Here is a 20820-nt window from a genome sequence, read left to right as displayed (position 1 = left end):
CCAGTGCGAGAGTGCAGGACGTGAACCCCGCAGCCACCGCGACCGCAGGCCCCGGCACCGGGCGAGGCCCGGCCGAGCTGCTGCACCGGCTGCGCACCCGCCATCCGGTCGACCCGGTCACCCACGTCGAGCGGGTGCCGGCCCGCGCCGGGCAGCAGGCCCCCTGGCCGCAGTGGGCCCCCGAGGAACTGCGGGCGGCGTTCGCCCGGCGCGGCGTACTCGCCCCGTGGCGGCACCAGGCCGAGGCCGCCGAGCTGGCGTACGCCGGGCGGCACGTCGTCGTGGCCACCGGCACCGCGTCCGGCAAGTCCCTGGCGTACCAGCTCCCGACGCTGGCCACGCTGCTGGCCGACCCCCGGGCCACGGTGCTCTACCTGGCCCCCACCAAGGCGCTGGCCGCCGACCAGCTCCGCGCCGTCGCCGGCCTCGACCTCGACGGGGTACGCCCCGCCACCTACGACGGGGACACCCCGCGCACCGAACGGGAGTGGATCCGCCGGCACTCCCGGTTCGTGCTCACCAACCCGGACATGCTGCACCACGGCCTCCTCCCCGGCCACACCCACTGGTCGGGATTCCTGCGCCGGCTGACGTACGTGGTCGTCGACGAGTGCCACACCTACCGGGGCGTCTTCGGCTCGCACGTGGCGCACGTGCTGCGACGGCTGCGCCGCCGGTGCGCCCAGTTCGGCCGTACCCCCGTGTTCCTGCTCGCGTCGGCGACGTCGGGTGACCCGGCGGCGACCGCCGGGCGGCTCACCGGCGTGCCCGTCACCGCCGTCACCGAGGACACCTCACCGCGCGGCGGGGTCACCTTCGCGCTCTGGGAACCGCCGCTGCTGCCGCCGCCCGCCGACGTCGAGGCCGTCGCCGACGACCTGACCCAGGTCCGCCGGTCGGCGCTGCGGGAGACCGCCGACCTGCTCGCCGACACCGTCGCCGAGGGGGTACGCACGCTCGCCTTCGTCCGGTCCCGACGCGGCGCGGAGGTGGTCGCCGCGAACGCCCGCCGGGCGCTGGACGAGGCGGTGCCCGGCCTCGGCGACCGGGTGGCCGCCTACCGGGCCGGCTACCTCAAGGAGGAACGCCGGAAACTGGAACGGGCCCTGCTCCACGGCGACCTGCTGGGGCTGGCCTCCACCAACGCGCTGGAACTCGGCGTCGACCTGGTCGGGCTGGACGCGGTGCTGATCTGCGGCTGGCCGGGCACCCGGGCGTCGCTGTGGCAGCAGGCCGGCCGGGCCGGGCGCTCCGGGGACGAGGCGCTCGCCGTGCTGGTGGCCCGGGACGACCCGCTCGACACCTACCTGGTGCACCACCCGGAGGCGCTGTTCGGCCGCCCGGTCGAGGCGACGGTGCTCGACCCGGCCAACCCGTACGTGCTCACCCCGCAGCTCGCCTGCGCCGCCGCCGAGTCCCCGCTCACCCCGGCCGACCTGGAACTGTTCGGCGACGGGGCGAAGGAGGCCGTCGACGAGCTGGTGCAGGCCGGTGACCTGCGGCAGCGGCCCACCGGCTGGTACTGGCGGCACCGGGAACGCCCCGAGATCGACCTGCGCGGCGAGGGCGGCGCACCGGTCTGCGTGGTGGAGGCGTCCACCGGGCGGCTGCTCGGCACCGTCGACGGCGGGTCGGCGCACTTCCTCGTCCACCCCGGGGCGGTCTACCTGCACCAGGGCGTCTCGTACGTGGTCGACGCGTTGGACCTCGACGACGGGTGCGCGCTGGTCCACGCCGAGGAGCCGGACTGGTCCACCCACGCCCGGGACGTCACCTCGCTCTCGGTGGTGTCGGTCCGCTCCTACCGGGACGCCGGACCGGTAGGGCTTTTCCTCGGCGAGGTGGACGTCACCAGTCAGGTGGTCTCGTACCAGCGTCGCCGGATCGCCTCCGGCGAGGTGATCGACACCCGCCCGCTGGACCTGCCGGCCCGGGAGCTGCGGACCGTCGCGGTCTGGTTCACGCTCTCCCCGCAGTCGCTGGCGGCGGCCGGCGTCGAGCCGGCGGACGTGCCCGGAGCCCTGCACGCCGCCGAGCACGCCGCGATCGGGTTGCTGCCGCTGATGGCCACCTGCGACCGGTGGGACATCGGCGGGCTGTCCACCGCCCTGCACCCGGACACCGAGGCGCCCACCGTGTTCGTCTACGACGGCCACCCCGGCGGGGCCGGCTTCGCCGAGCGGGCCTACCGGACGGCGGCGGCCTGGCTGGGCGCGACCCGGGACGCCGTCGTCGAGTGCGGCTGCGAGTCGGGCTGCCCGTCCTGCGTCCAGTCCCCGAAGTGCGGCAACGGCAACAACCCGCTGTCCAAGTCGGGCGCGGTCCGGGTCCTCGACGTGGTCCTGGCCAACCTGCCCGCAGTCGCCGCCGCGCCCGCCCAGCCGGGCCCGGCCGACAGGTGACGGAGACCCGGCCGGCGGTCGCGTCGTGGGGTGGCCGCCATTGACTCCCGGGATCGTGCTTGAGCGGAACGACATCTGGGCATTGATGCATGGGAGCGCTTCCATCGATAATCGAAAGTGCCCTCCCAGCGCCCACCCCGCCGTTCATGCCGACCCGGAGGAGAAGCCGTGGCCGACACCATCGCCGAGACCGTCGACCTGCTCTACACGATCGACCAGGACAATCTCACCCCCGACCAGTTGATCGCGCTGGGTGCCGCCCTGGCCAGCCTGGCCCAGGCGGAACGCCTCGACCAGATCAACGAGCGGCTGCGGGGCATCCACCAGGTGCTCAACACCTGGGCGCTCAAGGCGACCGCCGACGGACGCTGACGGCGGCGGCCGACCGGCAACGGCGGGCGCTGACGGGGTGGCCGATGGCCAACGGCGGGCGCTGACCGGCGGGGGCCGACCGGCGACGGCGGCACTGACGGGGGCGGCCGACGGCGGGCGCTGACCGTGGGGTTGTGCGAGACTCCGGCGCACCCTTCGGAGGAGTTCTCATGCAGTTGGACAGTTTGCAGGCACAGCACCAGTTCCACGTCCGGCAGCGCATTCGGATGATGGTCAACCAGTACGAGGTCCGGGCGGTGGCGACGGACGGCACCGAGGGCGAGTTGCTGGCGTTCGCGCAGCAGAAGCGGCTCGCCTTCAAGGAGCAGGTCACCATCTACTCCGACGACTCCAAGCAGCACCCGCTGCTCGGTTTCAAGGCCCGTCAGCGGCTCGACCTCGGTGCCACGTACGACGTGACCGACCACGCCGGCACACCGATCGGGCTGTTCCGCAAGGACTTCGCCCAGTCGCTGCTCCGCTCGACCTGGCACGTCGAGCAGGCCGGCCTGCCGCCGATCACCGGCCAGGAGCGCAGCATGCCGGTCGCGCTGCTCCGCCGGTTCGTCGACTCGCTGTCGTGGCTGCCGTACCACTTCGACTTCACCGCCGGTGGTCAGCCGGTCTTCTCGGTGATCAAGAAGTGGGGCCTGCGGGACCGTTACGTCGTCGAGGTGCCGCACCCGCAGATCGACAGGCGACTGGTGATTGCCATGGCCATCGGCCTGGACGCGCTCCAGGGCCGCTGAGCCACCGCAGCCCCATTTCGGGCCGGCCCGCCCTGATCCGGGGTTGGCCGGCCCGCCTTGTTCCGGGGCGGGCCGCCTTGTTCCGGGGCGGGCCGCCTTGTTCCGGGGCGGGCCGCCTTGTTCCGGGGCGGGCCGCCTTGTTCCGGGGCGGGCCGCCTTGTTCCGGGGCGGGCCGCCTTGTTCCGGGGCGGGCCGCCTTGTTCCGGGGCGGGCCGGCCTGAGCCGGCCGGTCTCAGCCGGGCCGGGCCGGCGCTCCGGCAGGTCAGCTCCGGACCGGGCCGGCGCGGGCGGTGGCGGTGGCGTGCCGCCGCAGCCCCGGTAGCGGGGTGACCGCAACCTCGACCGTCACCACCACGTCGAGCCCGTCCGCCCGGCAGGTGACCAGCCGGGCGGCGTTGACGCGGACGAACTCGTCGGCGGTCGCACAGGCCGCGCCGGCACCCTGCGGCACCGCGCCGGCCCCCGCCAGGGCACCGAAGTCGGCGGCGACCCGGGCCTGGTGCCGCGCCAGTCGGGCCGCGCCGATCGCCGCCCCGAACAGCCCGACCAGCACGAAGACCAGGCCGATGGCGAGCAGCAGCACGGTGGCCCCACCCCGGTCGGCGACGCCACCGGGCCCCATCCCCTCGGGCACCATCCCCTCGGGACCCGTCACCCTGGCCCGGCGGGTCGCGTGCTCGGGCCGGCATTCGCGGTTCACGAGCCGGTTCCCGGCCTGCCCTCCCCGGGTCCGCCCGGAGCGGGCGTGTCCGGGGATGACGCGTCCGGTTCCGGTGCGCCAGGTTGCGGTGTGCCTGGCTGGGGTGCGTCCGGTCGCGGTGGGCCCGGTTCCGGTGCACCCGCCTCCGGTGTGCCCAACTCCCGTGTGCCCAGTTCCGGTGTTCCGGGCTGTGGCGCGCCGGGTTCGACGGCGGCGACCGTGTCGGCCCTGACGGTGAGTCGGGGCAGCCGGGCACCGAGCGCACGGACGGGGGCGCGGACCGTCGCGACGACCCGCCCCTCGTGGACAGCGATCGAGACGACCGCCGACTCGGGTGCGATCCGGGTGCCCGCGTCGGTCCCGTCCTCGCCCCGGGAGGCGGCGAGCGCCGCTTCCCGGGCCGCGTCCAGGCAGGCCGCCTTCGTGGTGACCGCGTCGACGGCGGTGATTCCGGCGAACAGGAGCAGAAGCAGCGCCGGCAGGCCGGTCGCCAGTTCGGCGGTGAACGAGCCCCGGTCCCGACCGGCCGGCCGGCGCGGTCTCACTTCAACGCCCGGTCGATGACGGCCGTCAGCGCCGACTGCACGTTGCCCGAGGTGAGCACCTTGAGCAGGATGCCCGCGAAGGCGACGGCGGCGAGAGTGCCCACGGCGTACTCAGCGGTGTTCATCCCCGCGTCCCCGCGCAGCCGGGTGAGGAGTTTGCGCATCGCTCGTTCCTTTCTCGATGTTGGGTCACAGCACGTCGCCGAGGACGGCGACGATCACCGGCACCAGGCCGGCGAGAATGAAGGCCGGCAGGAAGCACAGGCCCAGCGGCAACACGATCAGCACGCCGGCCCGTCGGGCGGACGCCTCCGCCGCCGTGGAGCGGTCGGCCCGCAGGTCGTCGGCGACGCGGCTGAGGGCACCGGCCAACGCCGCGCCGCTGCGGGACGAGCGCAGTGCGGCGGCCACCACCCGGTCCGCCCCGGGCACCGGTGCCAGGTGTGCCCACGCCTCCGACGGTTCACCTCCGAGCAGCAGCGTCCGCCCGATCCGAGCGAGTCGGACGGCCAGTGGGCCGTCCAACGCGTCGGCCACCGCGAGCACCGACCGGTCGACCGGTGCGCCGGCCCGCATCGCCGCCGCCAGCAGGTCAGCGGCGAGCGGCAGGTCGGCGGCCTCCCGCAACCGACGCTCCCGTACCGCAGGCGGGGTGATCCGGCGCAGCAACCGGTCCGCCACCGGGGCGGTCACCGCACCGCCCAGCGCCCCGGGCCAACCGCCCACCAGCAGCAGGACCGCCAGGCCCGCCAGGACGGCCCCGAGTCGTGTCCGGTCCGGCCACCAGCCCGGCCGGCTCCGGTCGGCGCGCCGGCCGGTCAGGACGTTCCACCGCCGGCCGGCCCGGTTGCCGCGTACCGCGACCAGCAGCGCGGCCAGGACCAGGCAACCGGCCGACAGGTGCGCCGGGGACATCACCCGCCCCCGCCGGGGACGGCACCCAGCCGCTCGGCCCAGAGCAACCCGCCGGCCTGAAGGCCCATCGCGACGAGGGCACACCCGGCACCGACCGGGGTGTGCAGCAGCACCGCCAGCGGATCGACGCCGATGCCGTAGCCGAGAGCGATGCCACCGAGCGGAAGCGCGGCCAGCAGCAGCGCGGTGGCGTTGGCCCCGGCCGCCTGGGCGGCGGCCCCGGCCAGTCCCCGGTCGAACGCCCGCGCGTCGGCCTCGACGCGTTCCAGGAGTTCGGCAAGGGGCGCTCCGGTCCGGTCGGCGAGCCGGACCGCCGACCGGGTCAGCCGGGCGAGCCGGTCCGTCCCGGCCGGGTCGTCGTCCGGTCGCGCCGCTCCGGGTTCCTGGTTCGGCGCGGTGTCACCGGGGACGGGCAGGCCGGCCCGCAGGTCGGCGGCGAGCGCCCCCAGCCGGTCCAGGTGGTGGCGTCGTTCCCGGCCGACCTGCCCGGCCAGCCGCCGCCGGTGCACGGCACGCGCCCCGAGCATCCCGTAGCCGGCCAGGAGGACGGCGGCGACCGGCCCGGCGGCGAGGCCACCCGTACCGGCACCGACGAGACCGGCCAGCAGCAGGGCCCGCCTCGGCGGACCGGACACCAGCCGGTGCAGGAGTCGTCGCCCGGGGGCCGACCGGTGGGGGGTGCCGGGCTCCGGCCCGGGGCGTCGCGGTGCGGGGAGCACGCCGTGGCGTCGGCGTCGACTGCTGCGTACCGGCCAGGCGACCACCAGGGCCGCACCGGTCAGGAGGGTTGCGACCAGCCACAACGGCGGCGTCATGCCCGCTCCGTCGGACCAGGTCGGGGTGCCCGCAGCAGGGGCGGGACAGGAACTCCCCGATCGCGGAGCAGGATCGCGAGAGCGGACCCGGCCGGGCCGACGCCCTGCCCGCGTACCCAGGCGGGTACCACCGACACCAGCCGGTCGGGGCCCTCGGCCAGCAGCAGACAGATCGACTCCAGCAGCCGGCCGTCGGGGCCCCGACGCACCTGGACCAGCACCTGAAGGGCGGCGGTGACCTGCGCGTGCAGCGCCGCGCGGGGCAGTCCGCCGAGCAACCCGAGCGCCTCCAGCCGGGCCGGCACGTCGGCCGGGGTGTTGGCGTGCAGGGTGCCCGCTCCTCCGTCGTGCCCGGTGTTGAGCGCGGCCAACAGATCGACCACCTCGGCACCCCGGCACTCACCGACGACCAGCCGGTCGGGACGCATCCGCAGCGCCTGCCGGACCAGCTCGCTCAACCCGATCACGCCCGCGCCCTCCACATTGGCCGTCCGGGCCTGGAGACCCACCACGTGCGGGTGCACCGGGTGCAGTTCGGCCGCGTCCTCGACCAGCACGATGCGTTCCGTCGTCGGCACCAGGCCGAGCATGGTGTTGAGAAGGGTGGTCTTGCCCGAGCCGGTGCCGCCGGTGACCAGGTAGGCCAGCCGGGCGGCCACCACCGCAGCAAGCACCGGGGCCACCGGCTGCGGCACGGTGCCCTGCTGGACCAGTTCGTCCAGGGTGAACGGCCGGTGCCGGAAGGTGCGCAGCGACAGGTAGGGTCCGTCGGTCGCCACCGGAGGCAGCACGGCGTGCAGACGCGTACCGTCGGGCAGTCGGGCGTCCGCGCAGGGCGAGCCGTCGTCGAGCCGACGCCCGGCGGCGGCGGTGAGCCGTTGGGCCAGCCGGCGTACGTCGTCGACCGTGCCGAGCGGCACCGCCACCTGGTGCAGCCCGGCACCCCGGTCGACCCAGACCCGGAGCCCGTTCACGAGCACGTCGGTCACCTCGGGATCGGCGAGCAGCGGGGCGAGCGGCCCGGCACCCACCAGGTCGTCGTGCACCCGGTCGGCGATCCGCAGCACGGCGGTGTCACCGAGGACGGCGGCGGACGGTTCGGCGCGTACGGCGGAGACGATCGCCGCCGGGGTGACCGGCGTCGTCGTGTCGGCCATCCGCTGCCGGACCCGGGCGGCGAACTCCTCGGGCCGCCCGGTCACGCCGCACCCGGCACGGGCAGCCCGGTCAGTTCGGTGACCAGGTGGCGGCAGAGCGCGGCGAGCGGTCCCCGACCGGCGGCGGCCGGTGCCTCGCCGCGTTCCAGCCCCCGGCACAGGGCCGGTTCGGGGCGCAGCGTGCCGGCGAGCGGCAGCCCGAGGGCACGGGCCACCTCGGCCGCCCGCAGCCGGCCCGGAGCGGGACCCCGGACGATCACCCCCAGGGCGGCGCAGTGCGGGGCCGTCGCCGCGACCACCCGGGCCGCCGCAGCGGTCGCCCGCAGCTCGGCGGGCACCACCACGTACGCCTGGTCGGCGGCCTGGAGGGCGAGCACGGCCGCGTCGTCGAGCTGGCGTGGCAGGTCGACGACGACGAAGTCCCGGCCCCGGCGGGCGGCGTCGAGGGTGGCGGCCATCGCCGGGGCGGGCAGGGCCAGCGGCTCGCCCCGGTCCCAGGAGAGGACGACCAGGTCGCCCCGGTGCGGCAGGGCGCGGACCAGGGCGGGCGCGTCGACCCGACCGTCGGCGTCGGTGAGCGACGGCCAGCGCAGCCCGTCCAGGTCCTCCCAGCCGAGCACCAGGTCGAGCCCACCGCCGAGCGGGTCCGCGTCGACCAGCAGGGTCCGCAGGTGGGCGCGGGCGGCGGTGACAGCCAGGCCACCTGCGAGGACGCTCGCCCCGGCCCCTCCCCGGCCGCCGAGCACGGCGACCGTTCGGGCCGGGGTCGCCGGTTCGCCGCCGGGCGCGCACTCGGTGAACCGGTCGACCAGCCACGGTTCGGCGGCGGGCAGGGTGGCGACGTGCTCGGCACCGATCAACTCGGCGATCTCCCAGCCCGGGTCGAGTTCCCCCGACCGTCCGACCAGCACCGTCCGGGGCCGTCGGGGCAACCGGGCCCGCAGGCAGGCCTGGGCCTGGTCGTTGCCGACGAGGACCAGGGGCGCGGGAAGCCAGCGGGACCGGGCGGCGGCGGGATCGGCAGCCACCTCCACCTCGGTGCCGCCCGCTGCGGCGAGCCGCAGCAACTCGTCGAGGAGGTCACCGTCGGCGGTGACCAGCAGCGGCAGTCGTCGGTACGGCGGAAGGGAGGTACGGGGTGGCATCACGGCCTCCAGCGCTCGGGGTTGCTGGGACAGACCCTGCGCCGTCGTATCCCCTCCGTGCCGTCCGCGCCGCCTCACCTGTGGACAACGGGACGGGCTGTGGACAACCCCCGGCACCGCCGGTGATCTGTTATGCCGCGTCGGTGGTGGAATCGCGGGCCCCGCTGGCCGTCGGGGTCTCCCCGGTCGCCCTTTCGACGCTTCCGTCGACCCGGCCGGAGGGGGTTGACCAGCACCGGAGGCATCTTCAGCGCGCCGCCCGGCGGGCCGGGACGGCCGAACGACGCCGGCATCACCGGTGCCGTCCCGAGGAGGAACGCGAAAAAATGTCCCGTTCACCCCGCCCGAGTGATTGACGGCATACCGCGTCGTACGCCGATAATCGTGACCGCCACCGCGAAGGTGGCATCCGCCGCTCTCGGAAACGGGGCCATGGCCGACTCATCCGACGAAACACCCCCCACCCTGCGCATCGGTGGCTGGCTGCCGGCACCCCGGTACCGCCAGACGCTGCCGCCGTACCTCGTCCCCCCGGCCGGTCGGCATCTGATCGACGTCCCGGCTTCCGGGTCACCGGGCGACCCGTTGCCGTCCCCCGTGCACGCCGTCGAACCCGCCGGCATCGGACGGACCCTGCTGTTGGCCGGAGTGGCGTTCGGCCTGGTCACCAGCCTCGTCCTGGCTCTGTCACCACTGTGGTCCGGGCCGAAGCGGGACGATGCCGCCCTCCCGATGACGCCCTCGTGGATCGCCGACCGCCCGGATCTCGCGGCCGTGGAGAGCCCCACCCCGGTCGCCGACTACTCGCGCGCCCCGGCCTCGCTGGCCACCCGCGCCGCAACCCCGGTCGCGCCGCCCCCGGCACCGCCCCGCCAGCCACACCGACCCGCCACGGGTACGACGTCCCGCCCCGCCGCGACCACCACGCCACCCCGGCCGGCCCCGACGACCAGCGCGCCCCGCCCCACGCCGAAGCCGCCGACGAACCCGCCCGGACCGGCCGAGTTGACCGCGCTGCCGGGCTGGCAGGAACACTCGCTGCGGTCCAGTTCGAACGGTCCCTCGACGTACATCGAGTTCGTCAACGCCCGCAGTTCGCGGGTCGTCGTCTACTGGCTCGACTACCAGGGGCAGCGCCGGCAGTACAAGGTGCTCGACGCCGGCCGGTCCTACCGCCAGCAGACGTACGTGGGGCACCCGTGGGTGGTCACCGACCGGCACGGCCGCGCGCTGGCCTGTTTCCTGCCCGCCCGGACGACGATGCGGGCGGTCGTGCGGTAACCCGGTCGCCCGCTTCCGCGTCTCCTGCGGACAGCCGCTGAGCAGGGCCTCTTCGGTGGACCGACTGTCAGCCACCTGACAGACAAATCGCAGACCTTGTGCTATGCCACCGCACGCGGGATGCTTGACCGGTCGATCGGCACAGCGCCGCCACAGCACAGCGGCGCCCGGCTGCAACCGGACGCCGCATTCGACCCGACCGCGCGCAACGGAAGGAGTCGGCTTGACTGTAACCCGTCGGGGCCGGGACTTTGAAGGGCCGGACAGCGGGGGCGACGAGGGCCACGGCCGCGTCGACCCGGCGTACGCGCCGGAGCCCGACCCCGTAGTCGCTGTCGTCGTGACCGGATTCGCCACCACGACAGGAGCGACGATTCGCTAGCAAAGCAGCCCCGCGCCCCGTTCCCGCAACAGGGGGTGGGGCTGTTTCTTCCCGGCCGGTCAGTCACCCCCTCGAAAAGGGACGACCCCCGTCGGGGGGAGACGGGGGTCGTCGGAGGGTTCGGCTCCGGGGGGGTTGAGCCGAACCGGCCCGGCGGTCACGGGGGGTGCGACCGCCGAGGGTCCCTCAGCTTTCCGCGACATGAATCGTTGTCGTGCGGACAAGTCTGCCCGAGCGGACTGTTCACGTCGAGTGTTGTCGACCCCACTCATTGCGAAATTATGATCGGAGCGTGTGACTGCGATCACGTTGAGCATTCGTGGTCGGAATGCTCCCGCAGGTCGGGTGGGGTATTGGCCCCAGGGCACCCGCCGACCCTAGAGCATCGGACTAGACTTGCGCGCCGTGGGCCGAAGTGCCGCTTTCTTCGATCTGGACAAGACCGTCATCGCCAAGTCGAGCGCCTTGGCATTCGGTCGGCCGTTCTACCGGGACGGGCTGATCACACGACGGGACGTCGTGAAGTCGGCGTACGCGCAGCTGATGTTCCGGCTGGGCGGCACCGACGAGCAGACCATGGCCAGGACCAGGGACTATCTCGCCGCACTCTGCAAGGGTTGGCGGGTGGAACAGGTCCGTCAGATCGTCGCGGAGACGCTCCACGAGCTGATCAACCCCTACGTGTACGCCGAGGCCGCCGCGCTGATCGAGGAGCACCAGGCGGCCGGCCGGGACGTGGTGCTGGTCTCCGCTTCCGGTGAGGAGATGGTCCGCCCGATCGGCGCGCTGCTCGGGGTGACCGACGTGATCGCCACCCGGATGAGCGTGCAGGACGGCCGCTACAGCGGCGAGGTGGAGTTCTACGCGGCCGGTCCGAGCAAGGTCGAGGCGGTCAACGAGCTGGCCGCCGCCCGGGGGTACGACCTGGCCGACTCGTACGCCTATTCCGACTCGTACAGTGACCGGCCGTTGCTGGAGTGCGTGGGGCATCCGAGCGTGGTCAATCCGGACCGGGCGCTGCGCCGGCTCGCGGTGGAGAACGCCTGGCCGGTGCTGGAGTTCCGGCACCCGATCCCGCTGGGCCGGCGGCTGCGGGAGCGGCCGGCGGTCCCGGTGGCCGCGGCGGCGCTCGGCGTCGGCGTCGGGGTGGCGATCGGCATCGCCTGGTACGGCCGGCACCGCCGCACCCGCGCCGTCCAGGCCGCCTGACGACTCCGGCCCTTCGGGCCTCCTGACCCACCGCGACCCAGCCCGGGCCACCCGGCACCCCCTCTGCGTACCCCCGATTGAGCGATCGCTCAAATCGGCCTATGCTCGTTTTTGAGCAGGTGCTCAAAAACGGGAGGTAGTGATGAACGAGCCGGATCGACCGCCGCCCCGACGGACCGCCGCGAACTGGGTGCTCGCCGGCCTGATCTCGGCCTTCGGCATGGTGGTGTTCGTCGCCACCGTGCACGACGGGCGGGCCGACAGCGCCCTGCTCTTCGTGCTGCTCCCGACGGCCCTCGCCGCCGCGCTCGCCCTGCTGCCCGGCCGCACCGCCCACGGCCGGGTCTTCGTGGTCACCACGGTCGCCCTGCTGCTGGCGGCGGTCGCGCTGCACGAGGGGGCGGTCTGCGTCATCCTCGCCGCCCCACTGGTCTACGCGGTGTCCCACGGGACCACCGCCCTGATCCGCGCGCTGCGCGACGCCTCCCGCTCGTACGCCGTCCTCGCGGTGCCGTTGCTGCTCCTGCCGGGGCTGGAGGGCAGCGGGCCGGCCCCCCGGCTGGCACCCGACCAGTCCGTCGAGGTGGTCCGGGTGGTGGCCCTGCCGGCCGACCAGGTGGCCGCCCGGCTCGCCGCCGGTCCCCGCCCCGTACCGGTGCGCTCGGTGCCGCTGCGGCTGCTCGGCGTGCCCACCCCGGGCCAGGTCAGCGGGGACGGGCTCGACCCGGGTGACAGGTGGATGTTCGGCTACCACGGCAGCGCGCACGGCCCCGGCGGTCACCTCCTCGCCGAGGTGGAGACGGTGGACGGGCAGCGGGTCGGATTCCGGTTCGTCGAGGACAGCTCGATCACCGCGCGCTGGTTCCGGTGGCGGCACGCCACGCTGAGCTGGCGGGCCGTCGACGAGGGGCACACCGAGGTACGCATCCGGGTGGACTACACCCGGGGGCTCGACCCCTCCTGGTACTTCGGGCCGATCCAGCAGGTCCTGCTCGGCGCGGGGACGGGACACCTGCTGGACATGATGGTATTGCGATGATCGCCGCCCGTTACCTCAGCCTGGCGGTGCCGTTGCTGGCCGTGCTCGCCGCCGCCCGGGTCGACCGGAGCCGCGCCGGCCGGGCGGCGGCGCTGCTGGCCTTCCTCGCCGCCGGCACCGGCATCGCCGCCCTCGACGAGGTGGCCCGGCGCACCGGCTGGTACACGTTCGCCCCGGTCCGGGGAAGCTACCGGGGGATGCCGGTCGACCTGTGGATCGGCTGGGCCGTGCTCTGGGGTCCGCTGCCCGTGCTGCTACGCCGGGCCCTCCCGGTGCCGGTGGCGCTGGGCCTGCTGCTCTGGGTCGACGCGGTGGCCATGCCGGCGCTGCACCCGCTGGTCCGGCTCGGCCCGCACTGGCTGGTCGGGGAGCTGGTCGGGCTGCTCGTGGTGGCCCTGCCGGCGCAACTGCTCGGCCGCTGGTGTGCCGACCGGCGGCACCTGGCGGCGCGCACGCTGCTCCAGGTCGGGGTCTTCACCGCCCTGCTGCTCTGGCTCGTCCCCAGCCTGGCCTTCGAGGTCGGCGACGGGTCGTGGGCGGCGGTGACCGGGCTGCCCCGGCCCGTCCTGCTGCTCCTCGCCCAGGTGGCGCTGGTGCTGGCCGCCCCGGCGCTCGCCGCGGTCCGCGAGTTCGTCACCCACGGTGGCGGCACGCCGTACCCGTGGGACCCGCCCGTACGGCTGGTCACCACCGGGCCGTACGCCTACCTGGCCAACCCGATGCAGACCGCCGCCGTGGCCCTGCTGCTGCTCACCGCCGCGCTCACCCGCAGTTCCGCGCTGGTGCTGGCGGCGGCGGTGGCGGTCGCCTTCAGCGTGGCGGTGGCCCGCCCGCACGAGGAACACGACCTGGCCGGCCGGCACGGCGGGGCGTGGCGCGCGTACCGGCGGCAGGTCCGGGACTGGTGGCCGCGTCGGCGGCCGTACCACGTGGGGCCGGCGGCGGTCCTGTTCCTCGACGACGCCTGCGGTCCGTGCGCCGCGACCTGGCGGTTCGTTGCCCGTCGCCGCCCGGTGGGCCTGCTGGTCCGTCCCGCCGCCGCAGCCGAGGGGGTGCTGTGGCGGGCGGCGTACACCGACGGCGACGGCCGGTCGGAACGGGGGGTGGCCGCCGTCGCCCGCGCCCTCGGGCACCTGCACCTCGGCTGGGCGGTGGTCGGCTGGATCCTGCGGCTGCCCGGGGTCGGCTGGCTGGCGCAGCTGGTGACCGATGCGATGATCACACCACCGCATCCGGCGGGCCCACGAGGAGGACGATGTCCGGCACCAAGCAGCGCCTCCTGGACGGCGCCATCACCGCCATCCGTACGCACGGCATCGCCGGCGTGTCCGCCCGCACCATCGCCGCCGCCGCCGGGGTGAACCAGGCGCTGGTCTTCTACCACTTCGGCACGGTCGACGACCTGCTGACGGCGGCCTGCCGGGCCAGCACCGCCGACCGGCTCGGGCACTGGTCGGCCCGGCTGGCCGGGGTGGGCTCGCTGCGGGAACTGCTCGCCGTCGGGCAGGAGCTGCACGAGCAGGAACGCGAGCTGGGCAACGTCTCCTTCCTGGCCCAGCTGCTGGCCGGGGCGCAGACCGACGAGCGGCTGGCCGCGCCCACCGCCGCCGCGCTGAAGCTCTGGGTGGACGAGATCGAGTCGGTGCTGCGCCGGCTGCTCGCCGGTTCACCGTTCGCCGAGATCGCGGACGTGCCCGGCCTGTCCCGGGCCGTCTGCGCCGCGTTCGTCGGGCTGGAACTGTACGACGGGGTGGACCGGGCGGGCGCGCAGCAGGCGATGTCGGCACTCGACCAGCTCGCCGTGCTCATCGAGATCGTCGACGACCTCGGACCGGTCGCCCGGCGGGCGCTGCGCTCCCGGGTGAACCGGGCCACCCGCCGGGACTGACCGCGCACCCGGCACCGGACGGGTCGGGTGCGTGGACGGCACCGGTCAGGCGGCGGCGATGATCTCGTCGCCGACGACGGTGAGCTGGTCCGCGCCGACCTCGACGGCGCTCAGGTAGTGCCGCAGCCAGGAGCGCAGACCGTCGGGGGTGCCGGTGGCGAAGGCACCGGCCGCGCCGACGTACTCGGGTTGCCGTTCCCGGTGGCCGACGTCGACGGCGACCAGGCCACGCGGGTCGAACCCCCGGGACATCAGCACCAGCCGGGCGGCGGCGCGGGCCACCACCCCGGACGGGCCGGCGAAGGGCCGCAGGTTGAGCAGTTCGCCGTGCACCACGGCGGCGAGGACCAGCGGGGAGACCGTCGTCCCGCCGGCGACCAGCCCGGCCAGCCCGTCGAGCCGGGCGGCCACCACCGGGTCGGCGACCGGACGCCCCAGCTCGGCCTCGGCGACCACGTCCCGGGCGGCGAGGACGTGCAGCCGGGCCAACGCCTGCCGGGGGGCCTTCGGCCACAGCTCGGTCAGCCCGGGCAGCGCCCCGGCGACCCGCAGCGCCCCCTGGAGCACCGGTTCGGTGACGGTGCCGGCGCGGACCGCCTCGCGCTCGTGGTCGTACCCCTCCAGGGCGGCGCTGGCCACCGCGCTGCGCAGGCCGACCTCGGCCGCGACCTGGCCACCGTGGCGGCGCAGCGCGCGGTGGCGCATCGCCTGGTCGACCCGCTCGCGGGCCCGCTCGACGGCGGGGGCGATGTCGGCGAGCGCGAGCAGCGGGGCGAGCGGATCGGTGGTCACCCCGCCACGCTAGCGACCGGGTGACTCCGGGGCGGATGCCACCCGCCACCGGGGCGTCGGGTCCGATCCTGATCAGGGTGGGAGGGGCGGGCCGTCGAGCGCGCCGGGACGGCCGCTGAGCGCGCCGGCCGGCACCGGGGGTGTCGCGGTCCCGAGCTGCCCGGACTAACCTCGGCCGGGTAGAGACGCAGGTCACCCGACGAAGGAGTCACCGCATGAGCGAGGCCTTGGCCAACCTGCTGAACGAGACGCGCCAGTTCCCGCCGCCGGCCGCACTCGCCGCCCAGGCCAACGTCACCGCCGGCGCGTACGACGAGGCCGGCGCGGACCGGCTCGCCTTCTGGGAGCGGCAGGCCGGCCGGTTGGCCTGGGCCAAGCCGTGGGACGAGGTGCTCGACTGGTCGAACCCGCCGTTCGCGAAGTGGTTCGTCGGCGGTCAGCTCAACGTGGCGTACAACTGCCTGGACCGGCACGTGGAGGCCGGCCGGGGCGACAGGGTGGCGATCCACTGGGAGGGCGAGCCGGGCGACACCCGCACCCTCACCTACGCCGACCTGCACCGGCTGACCTGCCAGGCGGCGAACGCGCTGACCGACCTGGGCGTGGTCGCCGGTGACCGGGTGGCGATCTACCTGCCGATGGTCCCCGAGGCGGCGGTGGCGATGCTGGCCTGCGCCCGGATCGGCGCGACCCACAGCGTGGTCTTCGGCGGCTTCTCCGCCGACGCGTTGAGCAACCGGATCTCCGACGCCAACGCCAAGGTGGTGATCACCGCCGACGGCGGCTACCGGCGGGGCAAGCCGTCGGCGCTGAAGCCGACGGTGGACGAGGCGGTGGCGAACTGCCCGTCGATCGAGCACGTGCTGGTGGTCCGGCGCACCGGCGAGGAGGTCGGCTGGTCGGCGAGGGACCACTGGTGGCACGAGACGGTCGAGACGGCGTCGGCCGAGCACGTCGCGCAGCCGTTCGACGCCGAGCACCCGCTGTTCATCCTCTACACCAGCGGCACCACCGCCCGCCCGAAGGGCATCCTGCACACCACCGGCGGCTACCTCACCCAGGCCGCGTGGACGGCGCACGCGGTGTTCGACCTGAAGCCGGAGACCGACGTCTACTGGTGCACCGCCGACATCGGCTGGGTCACCGGGCACTCCTACATCGTGTACGGGCCGCTGGCCAACGGCGCCACCCAGGTGATGTACGAGGGCACCCCGGACACCCCGCACAAGGGCCGGTTCTGGGAGATCGTCGACAAGTACCGGGTGAGCATCCTCTACACCGCGCCGACGCTGATCCGCACCATGATGAAGTGGGGCGAGGACATCCCGGCGGGCTTCGACCTGTCGTCGCTGCGCCTGCTGGGCAGCGTCGGCGAGCCGATCAACCCGGAGGCGTGGATGTGGTACCGCCAGCACGTCGGCCGGGGTGAGCTGCCGATCGTGGACACCTGGTGGCAGACCGAGACGGGCGCGATCATGATCTCCCCGTTGCCGGGGGTGACCGCGGCCAAGCCGGGTTCCGCGATGACCCCGCTGCCCGGCGTCGTCGCCGATGTGGTGGACGACCAGGGCCAGTCGGTGCCCAACGGCGGCGGTGGCTACCTGGTGCTGCGCGAGCCGTGGCCGTCGATGCTGCGCACCATCTGGGGCGACGACAACCGGTTCATCGAGACGTACTGGTCCCGGTTCGAGGGGATGTACTTCGCCGGGGACGGGGCGAAGAAGGACGACGACGGGCACATCTGGCTGCTCGGCCGGGTCGACGACGTGATGCTGGTGTCCGGGCACAACATCTCCACCACCGAGGTGGAGTCGGCGCTGGTGTCGCACCCGGCGGTGGCCGAGGCGGCGGTGGTCGGCGCGACGGACCCGACCACCGGGCAGGCGATCGTCGCGTTCGCCATCCCGCGCGGCACCGCCGACACCTCGGGCGAGGCGGGCGAGCAGCTCATCGCCGAGCTGCGCAACCACGTGGCGAAGACGCTCGGCCCGATCGCCAAGCCCCGGCAGATCATGCTGGTGCCGGAGCTGCCGAAGACCCGCTCCGGCAAGATCATGCGCCGGTTGCTGCGGGACGTGGCCGAAAACCGGTCGCTGGGTGACGTGACGACGCTCCAGGATTCCTCGGTGATGGAGCTGATCTCCTCCGGGCTCAGCGGTGGGAAGTCCGACGAGGACTGACGACAGCCGTACCCGACGGTGGGTGCCGGTCCGCGCGGGGGCCGGCACCCACCGTCTTTTTAGGGGTACGAATCGGTCGGTAGGCCGAGCCGACTCGGGCTGAACGGGCAGACGCACCGGTGCCCCCTTCCGGGCATGAACCCTTCTCATTTAGGTTCAGCGATATCGACTGGGCTCGACGCAGGTCTCACCGGCGATCCCTTTCCCATGCCCGAGAAACGGAGTGGCATGAACATTCTCCCGCCCACCAGGGCACGTCGACGGATACTCGTCGCGTTGCCCGCCCTCGCTCTCGTCGCCTCGTCACTGACCGTGGCCGGCAGCGCCTCGGCCCAGCCGGTCGGGCCCGCGGTGCCGACCCGGATCGGGGCCGACGAGCACTACCTCAACTACGCCGAGCCGGAGGTGCAGCCGGACACCGCGGGTAAGGAGGTCAGGGGCGCCGACGGGGTGCTCACCTCGGCGGCGGACGAGGCCCGCGCGTACGACCGCAAGTTCGCCGGTGGCAATCCGTTGGCCGCCCGGGAGCTGGCCCGCAACGAGGCGCGGGCGATCCGCACCGGGCAGAGCCCGCGCAAGTTCAAGAAGGCCAAGAGCACCCAGACGGCCAAGCTGCTCACCCTGCTTGTCGAGTTCAACGACCAGGCCAACGACGACTTCACCGGCGTGATGGTCCCCAAGACGGTATTCGAGGACCGCACCTGCGTCCCGGGCACCGTCCAGAACGGACCGGAGCACAACAACATCCCGAACCCGGCGACCCTGCCGCACGAGGACAACAACTCGATGTGGGTGCCGGACTTCTCCCCGGCCCACTTCGACAAGATGCTCTACACCAAGCAGGGCATCACCGAGCGGGTCCGTAAGGACCTCAAGGGACCGGACGGCAGGAAGGGCATCGACCTGTCCGGCCGCACCATGCACAACATGTACCTGGAGATGTCCAAGGGCGCGTACACGGTGGACGGGCAGGCCAGCCCGTGGATCACCGTGCCGCACTCGGAGGGCTGGTACGCGGCCTCGCGCTGCTTCCAGGACGAGACGGGCGCCTGGGTCGCCGGCCGGCAGCAGGCGATGAACGGCCACCCGGACAACCCGCAGGGCGCGGGGCGGCTCGCCACCGACGCGATCGACGCGCTGGCCGCGGCGGACCCGAACTTCCCGTGGGCCGACTACGACATCGAGGACCAGGGCGACCGGGACGGCGACGGCAACGTCAACGAGCCGGACGGGGTGATCGACCACCTGGTGCTGGTGCACGCCGGTCAGGGCAAGTCCCGGGGCGGCGGCGACCAGGGCGTGTACGCGGTCTGGGCGCACTCCTCCACGGTCGCCGGCGGCTACACCATCCCCGGCACCAACCTGAAGGTGTCCAACTACATCGTGCAGCCGGAGGACGCCGGGGTCGGCGTCTTCGCCCACGAGTTCGGTCACGACCTGGGCCTGCCGGACCTCTACGACACCTCGGGCAACGCCGACTCGGACGTCGACTTCTGGGACCTGATGGCGTCCGGCTCGCACACCGGTGAGATCTTCCAGGCCCTGCCCACCCACATGGGAATCTGGGACAAGTGGGTGCTGGGCTGGGCCGATCCGCTGACCATCGCCCCCGGCACCCGGACCCGGACGGCGACGCTCGGGCAGACCTCGCGGACCCCGGTGGGCACCCAGGACGGCATCAAGATCGACCTGCCGGACAAGGTGGTCACCCTCGCCCAGCCGCACAGCGGCACCGGCATGTGGTACAGCGGCGCCGACCAGGAGTGGGCGGACGTCAAGCTCAGCCGGCAGGTGGCCGTCCCGGCCGCCTCCGACGCGAAGTTCTGGATGTGGAACAACTACGTCATCGAGGACGACTGGGACTACGGGTTCGTGGAGGTCTCCACCGACGGCGGGGCCACCTGGGCCGAGCAGAAGGTCTACGACGCGTCCGGCGCGCTGGTCTCCACCAACGACGGTTACGCCGACCCGAACGGCCGCATGGTCGACTTCGGCAACAAGAAGTACGGCCTGACCGGCAGCACCGCCGGTTGGCGGCACGACTGGATCGACCTGTCGGCGTTCGCCGGGACGACCGTACAGGTGCGGCTGCGGTACGCCACCGACGAGGCGTTCCAGGAGCGGGGCTGGTTCGCCGACGACCTGTCGGTCACCGGCGGCGGGGCCACCACGTTCAGCGACGACGTGGAGAGCGGCACGAACGGCTGGACGCTGAGCGTCGGCACCTTCACCGACACCACCGGCGCGGGCTGGCACATCGACCCGGGCACCCAGACCAAGGCGCAGTACTACCTGGCCGAGTGGCGCAACTTCGACGGCTTCGACATGGGCCTGAAGTACGCCTACGACACCATCTACTCGCACGAGGCGTGGAAGGTCGACCGGATCTCGTACAACGCGCCGGGCATGCTGGTCTGGTACCGGGACACGATGCTGGGCGACGTCAACCACGTCACCGGCCAGATGACCGCGCTGCCCAGCTACGGGGCCAAGGGCGGGCTGCTGATCGTGGACTCGCACTACGACCCGCTGCGGCGTACCGGTGAGGCGGCGGCGAAGGACCCGTCGGTGCTGGACAACCTGCCGAGCCGGCCGCAGTCGTCCAACGCGGCGTTCTCGCTGAACCCGACGTACCCGTTCACCGAGTGCCTGGAGGCGGCGGACGAGCCGTACAGCGCGTACTGCACGAAGTTCGGGCGGCAGCGCCCGGTGTCGGGCTTCAACGACGCCAAGGGCTGGTACCCGGGCATCGAGATCCGCGACGGCTCGCCGTACGCCCGGGACAACGACGCCTCGGTGGTCGTCCCGTCGCGGGGCAACAAGCCGTACACCACCCGGGTGGTGAACCCGGACGGCACGCCGGCCACCGAGTTCTACGGCGTGACGCTGGGCGGTGGGGCGATCGTGCTCGGCACCGGCAACCCCTCCGACTCGAAGGTCCGTAACGGGGTCTCCATCAAGATCGAGTCGGCCGCGCCGGACAACTCGTACGCGGTCGTCCGGATCACTCCGGCGAAGTACTGAGGCCGCGCGTCGGGTACGCCCGGCGATGCGGTGGTAAGGGTCAGTAACTGACTGATCGGTGAACGGTGGGCCGGTGGCGGAGAAGCCACCGGCCCACCGTTTCACGCATCACGGCAATCCAATCGAAATACATCACTGCGATTCCCCGTCGGGCCGTCCGCGCTGCTCATGACCGTTGATGAACATCCGGTGTGTGACGGTGAAAAGCGTTCTCATCAAAATCTT

Annotated in this window: 17 protein-coding genes and 1 pseudogene; 10 read left to right on the top strand and 8 right to left on the bottom strand. The window is 73.7% G+C overall.

The window, feature by feature from the left end:
* Window positions 1-20 precede the first annotated feature (20 nt).
* The 3 genes from FJK98_RS02100 to FJK98_RS02090 all read left to right on the top strand — a co-directional run bounded on the left by FJK98_RS02100 (window position 21) and on the right by FJK98_RS02090 (window position 3523).
* Window positions 21-2402, top strand: a complete 2382-nt coding sequence (locus FJK98_RS02100; protein ID WP_145917497.1) for a DEAD/DEAH box helicase — start codon at window positions 21-23, stop codon at window positions 2400-2402.
* 168 nt (window positions 2403-2570) lie between these two features.
* On the top strand, window positions 2571-2774 hold the full coding sequence (locus tag FJK98_RS02095) for a hypothetical protein (protein WP_088643464.1): 204 nt from the start codon (window positions 2571-2573) through the stop codon (window positions 2772-2774).
* A 170-nt stretch (window positions 2775-2944) separates the two neighbouring features.
* The gene (locus FJK98_RS02090; RefSeq protein WP_145917496.1) at window positions 2945-3523 is read left to right on the top strand and encodes a hypothetical protein; all 579 of its coding nucleotides are present in this window, start codon (window positions 2945-2947) and stop codon (window positions 3521-3523) included.
* Between the two features lie 262 nt (window positions 3524-3785).
* On the opposite strand, the gene FJK98_RS02085 is transcribed toward FJK98_RS02090, so the two are convergent.
* The 7 genes and pseudogenes from FJK98_RS02085 to ssd form a co-directional block, all read right to left on the bottom strand.
* Window positions 3786-4160 carry an Rv3654c family TadE-like protein gene (locus FJK98_RS02085; RefSeq protein WP_145922523.1) on the bottom strand — a complete coding sequence of 125 codons (375 nt, stop codon included), beginning with the start codon at window positions 4158-4160 and terminating at the stop codon, window positions 3786-3788.
* A 263-nt stretch (window positions 4161-4423) separates the two neighbouring features.
* Window positions 4424-4768, bottom strand: a pseudogene (locus FJK98_RS02080) (TadE family type IV pilus minor pilin); the annotation flags it as partial.
* Complete coding sequence (locus FJK98_RS02075) at window positions 4765-4932, bottom strand: DUF4244 domain-containing protein (RefSeq protein ID WP_013283643.1); 168 nt, start codon at window positions 4930-4932, stop codon at window positions 4765-4767. The pseudogene FJK98_RS02080 and the gene FJK98_RS02075, both read right to left, overlap by 4 nt.
* Window positions 4933-4957: 25 nt before the next feature.
* Window positions 4958-5683, bottom strand: a complete 726-nt coding sequence (locus FJK98_RS02070) for a type II secretion system F family protein (RefSeq protein ID WP_145917495.1) — start codon at window positions 5681-5683, stop codon at window positions 4958-4960.
* Window positions 5683-6498, bottom strand: coding sequence for a hypothetical protein (locus FJK98_RS02065; protein WP_168222366.1), 816 nt, complete (start codon window positions 6496-6498; stop codon window positions 5683-5685). The genes FJK98_RS02070 and FJK98_RS02065 overlap by 1 nt, the downstream gene beginning before the upstream one ends.
* Window positions 6495-7655 carry a TadA family conjugal transfer-associated ATPase gene (locus FJK98_RS02060; protein ID WP_228544364.1) on the bottom strand — a complete coding sequence of 387 codons (1161 nt, stop codon included), beginning with the start codon at window positions 7653-7655 and terminating at the stop codon, window positions 6495-6497. The genes FJK98_RS02065 and FJK98_RS02060 overlap by 4 nt, the downstream gene beginning before the upstream one ends.
* Before the next feature lie 41 nt (window positions 7656-7696).
* Complete coding sequence (ssd, locus tag FJK98_RS02055) at window positions 7697-8800, bottom strand: septum site-determining protein Ssd (protein ID WP_145917493.1); 1104 nt, start codon at window positions 8798-8800, stop codon at window positions 7697-7699.
* Between the two features lie 432 nt (window positions 8801-9232).
* Between ssd and FJK98_RS02050 the strand changes: the two genes are divergently transcribed.
* The 5 genes from FJK98_RS02050 to FJK98_RS02030 all read left to right on the top strand — a co-directional run bounded on the left by FJK98_RS02050 (window position 9233) and on the right by FJK98_RS02030 (window position 14599).
* Window positions 9233-10081 (top strand): hypothetical protein, encoded by an 849-nt coding sequence (locus FJK98_RS02050; protein ID WP_168222365.1) that lies wholly within the window; start codon window positions 9233-9235, stop codon window positions 10079-10081.
* A 778-nt stretch (window positions 10082-10859) separates the two neighbouring features.
* A complete protein-coding gene (locus FJK98_RS02045; protein WP_194823264.1) occupies window positions 10860-11672 on the top strand; it encodes an HAD family phosphatase in 813 nt (270 codons plus the stop codon).
* Between the two features lie 142 nt (window positions 11673-11814).
* Entirely contained in the window at window positions 11815-12711 is an 897-nt protein-coding gene (locus FJK98_RS02040; RefSeq protein ID WP_370516980.1) for a hypothetical protein, read from the top strand.
* A complete protein-coding gene (locus FJK98_RS02035; protein WP_145917490.1) occupies window positions 12708-14072 on the top strand; it encodes a methyltransferase in 1365 nt (454 codons plus the stop codon). Before FJK98_RS02040 ends, FJK98_RS02035 begins: the two co-directional genes overlap by 4 nt.
* Window positions 13967-14599 (top strand): TetR/AcrR family transcriptional regulator, encoded by a 633-nt coding sequence (locus FJK98_RS02030; protein WP_145917489.1) that lies wholly within the window; start codon window positions 13967-13969, stop codon window positions 14597-14599. Before FJK98_RS02035 ends, FJK98_RS02030 begins: the two co-directional genes overlap by 106 nt.
* 45 nt (window positions 14600-14644) lie before the next feature.
* Here FJK98_RS02030 and FJK98_RS02025 read toward each other — a convergent pair whose 3' ends face one another.
* Window positions 14645-15391, bottom strand: coding sequence for an oxidoreductase (locus FJK98_RS02025; RefSeq protein WP_145917488.1), 747 nt, complete (start codon window positions 15389-15391; stop codon window positions 14645-14647).
* A 215-nt stretch (window positions 15392-15606) separates the two neighbouring features.
* Here FJK98_RS02025 and acs point away from each other — a divergent pair, with 215 nt between their 5' ends.
* Both acs and FJK98_RS02015 read left to right on the top strand, forming a co-directional pair.
* Window positions 15607-17571, top strand: a complete 1965-nt coding sequence (gene acs, locus FJK98_RS02020) for an acetate--CoA ligase (protein ID WP_145917487.1) — start codon at window positions 15607-15609, stop codon at window positions 17569-17571.
* A 228-nt stretch (window positions 17572-17799) separates the two neighbouring features.
* Window positions 17800-20595, top strand: a complete 2796-nt coding sequence (locus FJK98_RS02015) for an immune inhibitor A domain-containing protein (protein WP_240762556.1) — start codon at window positions 17800-17802, stop codon at window positions 20593-20595.
* Window positions 20596-20820 lie beyond the last annotated feature (225 nt).

Origin of the sequence: Micromonospora sp. HM134 (genome assembly GCF_007833915.1) — a bacterium.
Classification (GTDB): Bacteria; Actinomycetota; Actinomycetes; order Mycobacteriales; family Micromonosporaceae; genus Micromonospora; species Micromonospora wenchangensis.
The sequence above is the reverse complement of the archived record's forward strand: the minus strand, read 5'-3'. Positions and strand labels throughout refer to the sequence as shown.

What these genes read in the sequence shown, in the direction of transcription:
- FJK98_RS02090 (WP_145917496.1), top strand. Translation starts at nt 2,945, where the DNA reads ATGCAGTTGGACAGTTTGCAGGCACAGCACCAGTTCCACGTCCGGCAG.
- FJK98_RS02085 (WP_145922523.1), bottom strand. Translation starts at nt 4,160, where the DNA reads ATGGTGCCCGAGGGGATGGGGCCCGGTGGCGTCGCCGACCGGGGTGGG.
- FJK98_RS02075 (WP_013283643.1), bottom strand. Translation starts at nt 4,932, where the DNA reads ATGCGCAAACTCCTCACCCGGCTGCGCGGGGACGCGGGGATGAACACC.
- FJK98_RS02070 (WP_145917495.1), bottom strand. Translation starts at nt 5,683, where the DNA reads ATGTCCCCGGCGCACCTGTCGGCCGGTTGCCTGGTCCTGGCCGCGCTG.
- FJK98_RS02065 (WP_168222366.1), bottom strand. Translation starts at nt 6,498, where the DNA reads ATGACGCCGCCGTTGTGGCTGGTCGCAACCCTCCTGACCGGTGCGGCC.
- FJK98_RS02060 (WP_228544364.1), bottom strand. Translation starts at nt 7,655, where the DNA reads ATGGCCGACACGACGACGCCGGTCACCCCGGCGGCGATCGTCTCCGCC.
- ssd (WP_145917493.1), bottom strand. Translation starts at nt 8,800, where the DNA reads ATGCCACCCCGTACCTCCCTTCCGCCGTACCGACGACTGCCGCTGCTG.
- FJK98_RS02050 (WP_168222365.1), top strand. Translation starts at nt 9,233, where the DNA reads ATGGCCGACTCATCCGACGAAACACCCCCCACCCTGCGCATCGGTGGC.
- FJK98_RS02040 (WP_370516980.1), top strand. Translation starts at nt 11,815, where the DNA reads ATGAACGAGCCGGATCGACCGCCGCCCCGACGGACCGCCGCGAACTGG.
- FJK98_RS02035 (WP_145917490.1), top strand. Translation starts at nt 12,708, where the DNA reads ATGATCGCCGCCCGTTACCTCAGCCTGGCGGTGCCGTTGCTGGCCGTG.
- FJK98_RS02030 (WP_145917489.1), top strand. Translation starts at nt 13,967, where the DNA reads ATGTCCGGCACCAAGCAGCGCCTCCTGGACGGCGCCATCACCGCCATC.
- acs (WP_145917487.1), top strand. Translation starts at nt 15,607, where the DNA reads ATGAGCGAGGCCTTGGCCAACCTGCTGAACGAGACGCGCCAGTTCCCG.
- FJK98_RS02015 (WP_240762556.1), top strand. Translation starts at nt 17,800, where the DNA reads ATGAACATTCTCCCGCCCACCAGGGCACGTCGACGGATACTCGTCGCG.